Origin of the sequence: Ensifer sp. NPDC090286, from assembly GCF_044769565.1 — a bacterium.
Classification (GTDB): Bacteria; Pseudomonadota; Alphaproteobacteria; order Rhizobiales; family Rhizobiaceae; genus Ensifer.
This window is the reverse complement of the sequence record NZ_JBIVYF010000003.1, coordinates 33035-45020: the sequence shown is the minus strand read 5'-3', so window position 1 is coordinate 45020 and position 11986 is coordinate 33035. Positions and strand designations below refer to the sequence as shown.

9 protein-coding genes are annotated in these 11986 nt (G+C 64.3%); all 9 read left to right on the top strand.

Going from position 1 to position 11986, the window contains the following annotated elements; translation table 11 throughout:
- Window positions 1-120 precede the first annotated feature (120 nt).
- The 9 genes from ACIQUG_RS15405 (at window position 121) to ACIQUG_RS15365 (ending at window position 11932) form a co-directional block, all read left to right on the top strand.
- Window positions 121-561 carry a membrane protein gene (locus ACIQUG_RS15405; RefSeq protein WP_043620076.1) on the top strand — a complete coding sequence of 147 codons (441 nt, stop codon included), beginning with the start codon at window positions 121-123 and terminating at the stop codon, window positions 559-561.
- Window positions 562-691: 130 nt separating this feature from the next.
- Window positions 692-1834: a c-type cytochrome biogenesis protein CcmI gene (gene ccmI, locus ACIQUG_RS15400; RefSeq protein WP_402323070.1), complete on the top strand. Its 1143-nt coding sequence runs from the start codon at window positions 692-694 to the stop codon at window positions 1832-1834.
- Window positions 1831-2283, top strand: coding sequence for a cytochrome c maturation protein CcmE (gene ccmE / locus ACIQUG_RS15395; protein ID WP_402323069.1), 453 nt, complete (start codon window positions 1831-1833; stop codon window positions 2281-2283). Before ccmI ends, ccmE begins: the two co-directional genes overlap by 4 nt.
- Window positions 2280-4268, top strand: coding sequence for a heme lyase CcmF/NrfE family subunit (locus ACIQUG_RS15390; RefSeq protein ID WP_043625716.1), 1989 nt, complete (start codon window positions 2280-2282; stop codon window positions 4266-4268). Before ccmE ends, ACIQUG_RS15390 begins: the two co-directional genes overlap by 4 nt.
- Window positions 4265-4720, top strand: a complete 456-nt coding sequence (locus ACIQUG_RS15385; RefSeq protein ID WP_402323068.1) for a cytochrome c-type biogenesis protein CcmH — start codon at window positions 4265-4267, stop codon at window positions 4718-4720. The genes ACIQUG_RS15390 and ACIQUG_RS15385 overlap by 4 nt, the downstream gene beginning before the upstream one ends.
- 326 nt (window positions 4721-5046) lie before the next feature.
- Window positions 5047-6606: a Do family serine endopeptidase gene (locus ACIQUG_RS15380; protein ID WP_402323067.1), complete on the top strand. Its 1560-nt coding sequence runs from the start codon at window positions 5047-5049 to the stop codon at window positions 6604-6606.
- 188 nt (window positions 6607-6794) lie between these two features.
- Window positions 6795-7493 (top strand): response regulator transcription factor, encoded by a 699-nt coding sequence (locus tag ACIQUG_RS15375; RefSeq protein ID WP_043625726.1) that lies wholly within the window; start codon window positions 6795-6797, stop codon window positions 7491-7493.
- The gene (locus tag ACIQUG_RS15370) at window positions 7490-8893 is read left to right on the top strand and encodes a sensor histidine kinase (protein WP_402323066.1); all 1404 of its coding nucleotides are present in this window, start codon (window positions 7490-7492) and stop codon (window positions 8891-8893) included. The genes ACIQUG_RS15375 and ACIQUG_RS15370 overlap by 4 nt, the downstream gene beginning before the upstream one ends.
- A gap of 84 nt (window positions 8894-8977) precedes the next feature.
- Window positions 8978-11932: a bifunctional [glutamine synthetase] adenylyltransferase/[glutamine synthetase]-adenylyl-L-tyrosine phosphorylase gene (locus ACIQUG_RS15365; RefSeq protein ID WP_402323065.1), complete on the top strand. Its 2955-nt coding sequence runs from the start codon at window positions 8978-8980 to the stop codon at window positions 11930-11932.
- Window positions 11933-11986: the final 54 nt, after the last annotated feature.

The window sequence follows — 11986 nt, the reverse complement described above, 5'->3', positions numbered from 1 at the left end:
GCGGGGAATGCCAAAAGAAAATCAAAGACTAGTCGTCACCGTGCTCGAATGGAACGAGCTTAAGGATGCGGCTTCGGATAGGATGATTGAGTGTCGCGGATCATGAGGAACCAGGCAGAAATGACACGGGCTATTGTCGTCGGCGGCAGGATCGTTGTGGTCGCTTCGGCCGTCGCGCTGGCCGGATGCGGCACGACGGGCAGCAAGGGCGCGGCCGGCAGCCTCGGCTCGACGGCGACGCGCGGTGCCACCTCGACCAATTACATCGCAGCACTCCAGGGCGGGGTCATTGCGCGTCTCACCGATCTCGACATCGGAGCATCGGACCGCCAGCGGGCGCTGGAGGCGGAGTACCGCGCACTTGAGGCGGCCCCCGGTGGCCAGCCGGTGACCTGGGACGGGCGCGGCGTCAACGGTTCGGTCGTTGCAGCCGCCCCCTATCAGGTCGGGTCGCAGAACTGCCGCCAGTATAGCCACACGGTTACCGTCAAGGGCCAGCCGAAGACGGCGCGGGGCGCTGCCTGCCGCAACCCGGATGGCAGCTGGACGCCGCTGACCTGAGGCTTGGCGGACCGGGGTCTTCCGGCTGCGCCCGGGCTGCTCGATCCGCCGTTGCGGCGAAACGCCTCAAATCTCCGTCATAAGGGGTTTTCGTGTTGGAATGGCATGGGGGCCATAGTATTGAGCTTGCATGTTGTTCTGGATCCTCGTCGCCACGCTGACGGCGGCTGTCGCTGCCGTGCTCATCCTGCCGCTGCTGCGGGCAGGGGAAGCCCCGTCGTCTCCCCACAGTCATGACATCGAGGTCTATCGCGACCAGCTCGAGGAGTTGAAGCGCGACCAGGACAGCGGTCTGATCCGCGGCGATGACGCCGAGCTTGCGCGCGCCGAAGTGGCGCGCCGGTTGCTGGCCGCTGGCGAGAGCGACAGCGAGACGGCGCCGGCCGCTGCGCCGCGGCGCAGTGTCAGCCGTCTGGCCCAGGCCTTCGTGCTGCTCTGTCTCCCGGCCGTCGGCCTCTGTCTTTACTTGCTGACCGGAAGCCCGGGCCTTCCGGCGCAGCCGCTCGCCGCGCGCCTGGCCGATCCCAATGGCGACATCAACATCCTGATTGCCAAGGCCGAGAACCACCTGGCGATAAACCCGAACGACGGCGCCGGCTGGGATCTGCTTGCGCCGATCTACATGCGCAACGGCCGTGTCGAAGATGCAGTCGATGCCTATGACCGGGCGATCCGCCTGCTCGGCCCGACGCCGGCACGTCTTGGCGGCTACGCCGAGGCGATGGTCGTACAGTCCGACGGCGTCGTGACGAGCAAGGCGCAGGACGCGCTGAAGCAGGCGCTGGCGCTCGACCCCAATGACCCGCGCTCGGAATTCTATCTTGCCCTCGGCCTCAAGCAGGAAGGCAAGAACGCGGAAGCACTGACCGCCTTCAACCGGCTGGTCGCGACGTCGCCGGCCGACGCACCCTGGCTGCCGCTCGTCAAACAGCACGTGGCTGAATTGGGGGGCGCTGGCGCAACCAGCGCTGCGGCGCCCGGCAATCCGAGTGCCGATGACGTGGCCGCTGCCGAAAGCATGAGCGCGGGCGATCGACAGGAAATGATCCGGGGCATGGTCGGCAGCCTGGAAAGCCGGCTGAAGGAAAATCCGGACAATCTCGAAGGCTGGGCGCGGCTGATCCGCTCCCATGTTGTCCTTGATCAACGAGACAAGGCGCTGGCCGCGCTAAGGGAGGGCCTGAAAACCTTCCCGGCCGATGGCGACGGCGGCAAGCAGCTGCTGGCGCTGGCGCGCGAGCTCGGGATTGCCACCGACGGAGTAACGCAATGACGCGCAAACAAAAAAGACTGGCGATCATCGGCGGCGGTGTCGGCTTCCTGGTGCTTGCGGCTTTCCTCGTGATGTTCGCCTTCAGCCAGGCGATCGCCTATTTCTATGTGCCGAGCGACCTCGAAAAGGCCGACGTGCCACCGGGAACCCGCATCCGCCTCGGCGGCGTCGTCGAAGCCGGCTCCGTCAAGCGCAGCGACGGCAAGACGGTGACCTTCACCGTCACCGATACGCTGAGCGGTGTGCCGGTCACCTATACCGGCATCCTGCCCGACCTGTTCCGCGAGGGGCAGGGCGTGGTAACGGAGGGAACCTTCGTTGCGGGGAGCTCCGTCTTCGTGGCCGACTCGGTTCTCGCCAAGCATGACGAGACCTATATGCCCAAGGATGTCGCCGACCGTTTGAAGGCCCAGGGCGTCGAGCTCAGCGGGAAGGAAACCATCAAGTGATCATCGAGCTCGGACACTACGCTCTGGTTCTGGCGCTGGCGACTGCGGTCATCCAGGCAGCCCTGCCGATCCTCGGCGCACGGCTGAACGATCGCGGCCTGATGGAGCTGGCCTCCAGCGCCGCCGTCGCCTGCTTTCTGCTCGTCGCTTTCGCCTTTGCCGTCCTCACCTTCGCCTATGTCACCTCGGACTTCTCGGTCCGCAACGTCTGGGAAAACTCCCATTCGCTGAAGCCGCTGATCTACAAGATCTCGGGCGTCTGGGGGAACCATGAAGGCTCGATGCTGCTTTGGCTGTTGATCCTGACGTTCTTCTCGGCGCTGGTTGCCGCCTTCGGGCGCAACCTGCCTGAAACGCTGAAGGCAAACGTGCTTGCCGTCCAGGCCTGGATCGCGATGGCCTTCGCGCTCTTCATCTTGCTGACGTCCAATCCGTTCGCGCGATTGATGCCGGCGCCGGGCGAGGGCAAGGACCTGAACCCGATCCTGCAGGATGTCGGTCTCGCGATCCATCCGCCGCTGCTCTATCTCGGTTATGTCGGTTTCTCCGTCTGCTTCTCCTTTGCCATCGCGGCCTTGATCGAGGGCCGGATCGACGCGGCCTGGGCGCGTTGGGTCCGCCCCTGGACGCTTGCCGCCTGGACCTTCCTCACCGCCGGCATTTCGATGGGCTCCTACTGGGCCTATTACGAGCTCGGCTGGGGCGGCTGGTGGTTCTGGGATCCGGTCGAAAACGCCTCCTTCATGCCCTGGCTTGCGGGAACCGCGCTTTTGCATTCCGCGCTGGTCATGGAAAAGCGTGAGGCGCTGAAGATCTGGACCGTGCTGCTCGCGATCATGACCTTCTCGCTGTCGCTGCTCGGCACCTTCCTCGTGCGTTCGGGTGTCCTGACCTCGGTTCACGCCTTCGCCACTGACCCGACCCGCGGCATCTTCATCCTCGCCATTCTCGTCTTCTTCATCGGCGGTGCGTTCACGCTCTTCGCCCTGCGCGCTTCGCACCTGAAGGCCGGGGGCATCTTCGCGCCGATCTCGCGTGAGGGTGCGCTGGTCTTCAACAATCTTATCCTGACGACGGCGACCGCGACGGTTCTCACCGGCACGCTCTATCCGCTGGTGCTCGAAGCGCTGACCGGCGACAAGATCTCCGTCGGCCCGCCCTTCTTCAACATGACCTTCGGCCTGTTGATGCTGCCGCTGCTCTTTGCGGTGCCCTTCGGCCCGCTGCTTGCCTGGAAGCGTGGCGACTTTGCCGGCGTTTCGCAGCGGCTCTTCGCAGCGGTCGCCATCGGCCTGCTCTTCGGTGTCGCCTACTATTACTTCATGAACGGCGGGCCGGTTCTGGCGCTCTTCGGCATTGCCCTCGGCGTCTACGTGATTGTCGGTTCGTTGACGGACCTGGCGCTGCGCTCCGGCCTCGGCAAGGTCGCAGGCAATGTTGCCTGGCGGCGCTTCTCCGGCCTGCCGCGTTCTGCCTTCGGCACGGCGCTTGCGCATATCGGCCTTGGCGTCACCCTGATCGGCATCGTCGCCGTCACGGCCTTCGAGACCGAAACAGTCGTTGAGATGAAGCCGGGCATGACGGTCGATGCCGGCGGCTACACCCTGCGCTTCGATGGTATGCGCAATGGCAGCGGCCCGAACTATTCCGAGGAGTCCGGCCACTTCACCATCAGCCGCGGCGGTGTCGCAATTGACGAGGTCTGGTCATCGAAGCGCCTCTACCAGGCGCGCCGCATGCCGACGACGGAAGCCGGCATCCGCACCTTCGGCTTGAGCCAGCTCTATGTCTCGCTCGGCGACCAGATCAGCGAAGGCGGTATCGTCGTGCGCATCTGGTGGAAGCCGATGATCCTGTGCATCTGGGGCGGCACCCTCTTCATGATGGCGGGTGGCTTCGTCTCCCTGAGTGACCGCCGCCTGCGCGTCGGCGCGCCGGCCAAGGCCAAGCGACCGAAGACGGTGCCGGTGGGGGCTGCGGAATGAACCGCCTGCTCCTGGCACTCCTGCTTCTGTTCGCGCCTGTCGGCTCGGCCTTTGCCGTCAACCCGGATGAGGTGCTTGCCGATCCCGCGCTCGAAGCGCGGGCGCGGGCGATCTCGGCGGAGCTGCGCTGCATGGTCTGCCAGAACCAGTCGATCGACGATTCCAACGCCGAGCTTGCCAAGGACCTGCGCGTGCTCGTACGCGAGAGGCTGGCGAACGGCGACAGCGACACGGCCGTCATCGATTACGTCGTGTCCCGCTATGGCGAATTCGTATTGCTGAAACCGCGCTTCGAGACGAAGACCCTGATCCTCTGGGGCATGCCGGCGACCCTGCTCCTCGTCGGGGCGATTACGCTTGTTATCGCTTCTCGCCGTCGCGGCGCCCAGGCCAAGGGCGCGCCGCTTTCCGAGGACGAAAAGGAAAAGCTGGAGAAGCTGCTTCAGCCGTAATGCGGCGCTCGCCGAACGCGCATCCGTTGCACCGGCCCCGCACTAATCTTTTGATATCGCTGGAGATCCCCGCCAGTGGCGGGCAATGCCGTTCGCGCCAACGCGCAATTCCCGGTAGGCCCTTGGTCGAGCCCGGGCCAGCTCTTCACAACATTACCAAAAATTCATTTTCCGGACAGAACTCAGTAAGGTCCCATCCGTTACATCTTTGGTCATCGGCTGTTCCTCCAGTCAGCCAAAACGAATTCCGCCTTCCCTGAGGCGGTTTCGCAACCAGGTTTCGGTGCCGTCTTCGACGGCATCAAGGAAGAGAAAAGGCAAAACGGATGTTTACGACCAAATCCCTGCGTCCCTCCCTCAAGACCGTTCTGAAGACCTCGACTGTCGCCGGCCTTGCCGCCGTCATGCTGACCTCGGGTCTGCCGGCCAGCATCTCGCAGTCCTTTGCCGATCCGGTGAAGGTAGAAGCGCCGTCGGTGCCGAGCTTCGCCAACGTCGTCGAGGCCGTTTCGCCGGCGGTCGTTTCGGTTCGCGTTCAGTCGCGCGCCAATCCGGTGTCGGAAGACGGAAGCGGTTTCGACTTCAATTTCAACGGTCGCGGTTTCGACGATCTGCCGGAAGACCATCCGCTGAAGCGTTTCTTCAAGGAATTCGGCCCGCGCGGCGACGACCGTGCCGACCGCGGCCCGGGCCGTCGTGGCCCGCACGGCGAAGGACGCCTGCGTCCGACCGCTCAGGGCTCTGGCTTCTTCATCTCCGATGACGGTTACCTCGTCACCAACAACCACGTCGTTTCCGACGGCTCGGCCTTCACCGTCATCCTCAACGACGGCACCGAACTCGACGCCAAGCTGGTCGGCAAGGACAGCCGCACGGATCTCGCCGTGCTCAAGGTCGATGACAAGCGCAAGTTCACCTATGTCAGCTGGGCCGACGACAGCAAGGTCCGCGTCGGCGACTGGGTGGTTGCCGTCGGCAATCCCTTCGGTCTCGGCGGTACGGTAACCTCGGGCATCGTCTCGGCGCGTGGCCGCGACATCGGCTCGGGCCCCTATGACGATTACCTGCAGGTCGACGCGGCGGTGAACCGCGGCAACTCGGGTGGCCCGACCTTCAACCTCTCCGGCGAAGTCGTCGGCATCAACACGGCGATCTTCTCGCCGTCGGGCGGTGGCAACGTCGGTATCGCCTTTGCTATCCCGTCGACCGTTGCCAAGGATGTGGTTGCCGACCTGATCAAGGACGGTTCGGTTTCCCGCGGCTGGCTCGGCGTGCAGATCCAGCCCGTCACCAAGGACATCGCCGAATCGCTCGGCCTTTCGGAAGCAAGCGGCGCGCTCGTCGTCGAGCCGCAGGCCGGTTCGCCGGGCGAAAAAGCCGGCATCAAGAAGGGCGATGTCGTAACCGCGCTGAACGGCGACACGGTCAAGGATCCGCGTGACCTTGCCCGCAAGGTTGCGGCGATCCGCCCGGGCACCACGGTCGATCTGGCCCTGTGGCGCGACGGCAAGGCGGAAACCGTCAAGCTCGAAATCGGCACCCTGCCGAAGGACGACAAGGAAGCGGCCAAGAGCCAGGACGACCAGTCCGATGAAGCCCAACCGTCGAGCGAGCAGGCACTGGCCGACCTTGGCGTCTCGGTCGTGCCGTCCGATGATGGCAAGGGCGTCACCATCGCTTCGGTCGACGAAGATTCCGATGCCAGCGATCGCGGCCTGAAGCAGGGCGAAAAGATCGTCTCGGTGAACAATCAGGAAGTGAAGTCCGCCGACGATATCCTGAAGGTCATCAACACTGCCAAGAAGGACGGTCGTAGCAAGGCGCTCTTCCAGATTGAGGCCCAAAACGGCAGCCGCTTCGTGGCCCTTCCGATCGACAAGGGCTGATCGCGGCAGTCAGATGATTGACCGGAGCGCCGCGATTTCCAGGTGATATCGCGGCGCTCGCCGTTTGGAGCGGGATGTGAAAAGGTGTGTGCGGTTTTCCGCCCGCATCCCGCTCTCCCTCACGAGAGCACTCGCCAACCCGGTTGTCGAAAGTCGAAACCGGTTGAGACAGACAGGGGTCCGGGACTATGGTCGCGCGTATGAAGATTCTCATCATTGAAGACGATCTCGAGGCGGCAGCCTATCTGGCGAAAGCCTTCCGCGAGGCGGGCATCGTGTCCGACCACGCCAGCGATGGCGAGAGCGGCCTGTTCATGGCCAGCGAGAACAATTACGACGTTCTCGTGGTGGACCGCATGCTGCCGCGTCGAGACGGTCTCTCTGTCATCACCGAGCTTCGCCGCAAGGACATCCACACGCCGGTGCTGATCCTGTCGGCGCTCGGCCAGGTGGACGACCGGGTCACGGGTCTGCGCGCAGGTGGCGACGATTATCTGCCGAAGCCCTATGCCTTCAATGAGCTGCTCGCCCGCGTCGAGGTGCTCGGCCGCCGCAAGGGCACGCCGGATCAGGACATGGTTTACCGCGTCGGCGATCTGGAACTCGACCGCCTGTCGCATTCCGTGCGCCGGCAGGGAAAGGAAATTCCCCTGCAGCCGCGCGAATTCCGCCTGCTCGAATATCTCATGAAGAACGCCGGCCAGGTCGTCACCCGCACGATGCTGCTGGAAAACGTCTGGGACTACCACTTCGACCCGCAGACCAACGTCATCGACGTGCATGTCTCGCGGCTGCGCTCGAAGATCGAGAAGGACTTCGATGTGCCGCTGCTGCGCACGGTGCGTGGCGCCGGCTACATGATCAAGGATGACCGGGCGCCCGCATGAGCAAGCTTCGCGTTCTCTTCAGAACGACCGCGGTCCGGCTTTCCGCCCTCTACCTCATCCTCTTTTCGCTCTGTGCCGCCTTTCTCGTCATCTACGTCACCGGCATGTCGGAGCGGCTGCTGCAGCAGCAGACCCGTGATGCGGTCACCGCCGAGGTGGCGCAGATCGAGCAGGTCTATAGCCGCGCCGGCATGAACGGCTTGTTGCGCTCGCTCGAGCGGCGGGCACGTCAGCCGGGCGCCAATCTCTACGTGATCGCGGGACCGAGCGGCGAAATCCTCGCCGGCAACGTCGCGAGCCTGGAGCCGGGCCTGCTCGACAGCGAAGGCTGGACCGAGCGTCCCTTCGCCTATCAGCGCTATACCGACGAGAGCAAGAAGGACACCCATGTGGCGCTTGCCCATGTGCTGGTGCTCGACAACGGTCTGCGCATTCTCGTCGGCCGCGACCTGCAGGAGCCGCAGAAGTTCCGCGCGCTGGTGCGCCAGGCGCTGATGGTGGCGCTCGGCGTCATGGGGCTTGGCGCGCTCGTTATCTGGTTCGGCATTGGGCGCAACGCCCTGAAACGCATCGACCGCATGTCGGAGGCGAGCACCAAGATCATGGCCGGCGATCTGTCGCAGCGTCTGCCGATGAGCGGCTCGGGCGACGAATTCGACCGGCTGTCGGAATCGCTGAACGCCATGCTCAGCCGCATCGAGAAACTGAACGAAGGGCTGCGACAGGTCTCCGACAACATTGCCCACGACCTGAAGACCCCGCTGACGCGGCTGCGCAACAAGGCGGAAGCAGCCCTTGCCCGCAAGGGCACGAGCCAGCGCGGCGCGCTGGAGGAGATCATCGGCGAATCCGATCAACTGATCCGCACCTTCAACGCCCTTCTGATGATTTCGCGCGTCGAGGCTGGCTCGTCTGCCGCCGAGATGAGCGACATCGACCTTTCGCAGATCGTCGCCGATTGCGTAGAGCTCTACGAACCGGTGGCCGAAGATGGCGGTCTGAAACTCGAAGCCGACGTCGCCCCGGGGCTGGTGATTTCAGGCAACCGCGAACTGATCGGCCAGGCCCTCGGCAACCTCATCGACAACGCCATCAAATATGCCGATGGCGCCGAGAACCCCCTGATTAAGGTCTCGCTGGAAAAGCGCGAGGGGAGTGTGTTGCTGTCGGTTGCCGATCACGGTTCGGGCATACCGGCGGCGATGCGCGACGAGGTGATCAAGCGCTTCGTACGCCTTGATGAGAGCCGCTCCAAGCCAGGCACCGGCCTCGGTCTGTCGCTGGTCGAGGCAGTCATGGAAATGCACCATGGCGCGCTGCATCTCGCCGACACGGTTCCGTCCGCCGAAGGCGGCAAGGGTCTGACGGTTCAGATGGTTTTCCCGATGGCGGCAACCTGATAGACCGGTTCTGGGAGAACGGGGTGGAGTGAGGCAGTGTGCACGGTCGTTGTGCGCCGTCCGCTCCGGCCAGAGGGAGACGGCATGCAGGAACAGATGCAGAAGTGCTGGGCGGTCGAGACGACACCGATCCGTCCGGCCACACAAGCCGATGCCAAGACAGCGCTTTCGGTGTTGAAGGATATGGCCAAGGGCCACGAAAAGGTTGCAAGCCTGCTTGCGTCCGACACGCCGTTCAAGACCTTCATCGTCTCGGCCTTTGCCCTTTCCCCCTTCCTTCGCGATACCGGCGACAGCCGACCGGCTATTCTCGAAGAACTTCTGTCGACCGAACTCACGGCTTTCCTGAGCGAGCGCGTGCGCCGCGCCCGCGATGCCTGGAAGCCGAACGAGGGCGGTGCGGCATTGCCGGATACCGAGATCATGGCGCGGCTGAGACGCGCCAAGCGTGAGCTCGCCTTCGCGGTTGCTCTCGCCGATCTCTCCCGCCATTTCGACGGGCGCGAAACCACCCGCTGGCTCAGCGAATTCGCCGGCGCTGCCGTCTCCGCGACGATCGACCACCTGCTCTTGAGCGCGAACGAGAGCGGCAAGCTGAAGGTCAAGGACGTCGCAAATCCGAGCGCCGGTTCCGGTGTCGTCGTGCTCGGCATGGGCAAGCTCGGCGCCTTCGAGCTCAACTATTCCTCCGATATCGACCTCGTCGTCTTCTACGATCCGCAATCCGGCATCATCGTCGACCGCGACGATGCCTCGGAAACTTTCGGTCGGTTGCTGCGCCGGTTGATCCGCATCCTGCAGGAGCGTAGCGGCGACGGGTACGTCTTCCGCACCGACCTGCGCCTGCGCCCGGATCCAGGTTCGACGCCGCTCGCGATCCCGGTCGAAGCGGCGATGCTCTATTACGAAAGCAGGGGGCAGAACTGGGAGCGCGCCGCCTTCATCAAGGCGCGGCCGGTCGCCGGCGACATCGAGGCCGGCAAGCACTTCCTCAAGGACCTGGTCCCCTTCGTTTTCCGCAAATATCTCGACTATGCGGCGATCGCCGACATTCATTCGATCAAGCGGCAGATCCATGCCCACAAGGGGCACGGTGAGATCGCGGTCAAAGGCCACAACATCAAGCTCGGCCGCGGCGGTATCCGCGAGATCGAGTTCTTCGTCCAGACCCAACAGTTGATTGCCGGTGGCCGCATGCCGGACCTGCGCCAGCGCGCAACGGAGCCGATGCTGCGGGCGCTCGTCAAGGCCGGCTGGATCGACGAGGAGACGGCCGACGAACTTGTCGAAGCCTATTGGTTCCTGCGCGATGCCGAGCACCGGATTCAGATGGTGCGTGACGAGCAGACCCATGTCCTGCCCGAGACCGAAGCGGAGCTGAAGCGCATCGCCTACATGCTTGGCTTCGAGGATACGGCCGCCTTCTCCAAGGCCCTGTCGCGCGTGCTGAAGACCGTCGAGCGCCGCTATGCCCAGCTCTTCGAACAGGAAGCCAAGCTCTCGACCGAGACCGGAAACCTCGTCTTCACCGGCCAGCGCGACGACCCGGATACGTTGGAGACGCTGAAGAAACTCGGCTTCCAGCGGCCGTCGGACATCTCCCACACGATCCGCACCTGGCACTATGGCCGCTACCGCGCCACGCAGTCGGTCGAGGCGCGCGAGCGCCTGACCGAGCTGACGCCGGAACTGCTGCGGGTCTTCGGCGAAAGCCGGCGCGCCGACGACGCGCTGCTGCGGTTCGACAACTTCATCTCCGGCCTGCCGGCCGGCATTCAGCTCTTCTCGTTGCTCGGCAACAATCCGGGCCTCCTGTCGCTGATCGTTAATGTCATGTCGTCGGCGCCAAGGCTTGCCGAAATCATCGCCGCGCGCCCGCATGTCTTTGATGGCATGCTCGATCCCGGCCTGCTCGCCGAACTGCCGACGCGGGAGTATCTGGCGCCACGCATCGCCAATTTCGTCGGCGGTGCAAGGCACTATGAGGAGGTGCTCGATCGCCTCAGGATCATCGCCGCCGAGCAGCGCTTCCTGATCGGCATCCGGCTTTTGACCGGCGCCATCTCCGGCGCGCAAGCCGGCCGCGCCTTTACCGATCTTGCCGACCTCATTATCGCTGCGGCGGTGAAGGCGGTCGAGGATGAAGTCCGCTCCGTTCATGGCAATTTCCCTGGCGGCCGTATCGCCGTCGTCGGCATGGGCAAGCTCGGCAGCCACGAGCTGACCGCGGGCTCGGACGTCGACCTGATCCTGCTCTACGACTACGACGAGACGGCAACCGAGTCCGACGGCGCCAAGCCGCTCGATCCGACGCGTTACTTCACGCGCGTGACGCAGCGCCTGATCGCCGCACTTTCCGCGCCGACGGCGGAAGGCATTCTCTACGAGGTCGACATGCGGCTTCGTCCCTCGGGCAACAAGGGCCCGGTCGCAACCCGGATCAACGCCTTTGCCAAGTATCAGCGCGAAGAGGCCTGGACCTGGGAGCATCTGGCTTTGACCCGGGCGCGCTGCATCTGCGGCGACGACCGGCTGATGGCCGAGGCCAACGGGATCTTCGCCGAGATCCTCGGGCGCAAGCGCGATGTTGCCAAGGTCAGCGCCGACGTGATCTCCATGCGCGAGATGATCGATAGCGAAAAACCGCCGAGCGACATCTGGGACTTCAAGCTGATCCCGGGCGGTCTCGTCGATATCGAGTTCATCACCCAGTATCTGGCGCTCGTGGCACCGGCCAAGGGCGTTCAGCCGTTGACATCGGGCACCAATACCGCCGACGCGTTGAAGCTGCTTGGCGATGCGCTGATGAACCCGAACGATCTCGATGTGGCGCTGGAGGCGCTGCATCTTTTCACCGAACTGTCCCAGATCGTGCGGCTTTGCATCGAGGGCGAGTTCGAGCCGAAGGAAGCGCCCGCGGGCCTGATCGATCTCGTCTGCCGGGCAGGGGACTATCCGGACCTTAAAACCCTGGAGGGAGACGTCCGCAGGCTTTCCAAGTCCGTGCGGCGCGTCTTCCAATCGGTCGTTTCGGGGTGAATGGGGCCGCGCGGAAAGCGGAAGGCGCGCGGACGTCCGCGCGCTGATTGAGAC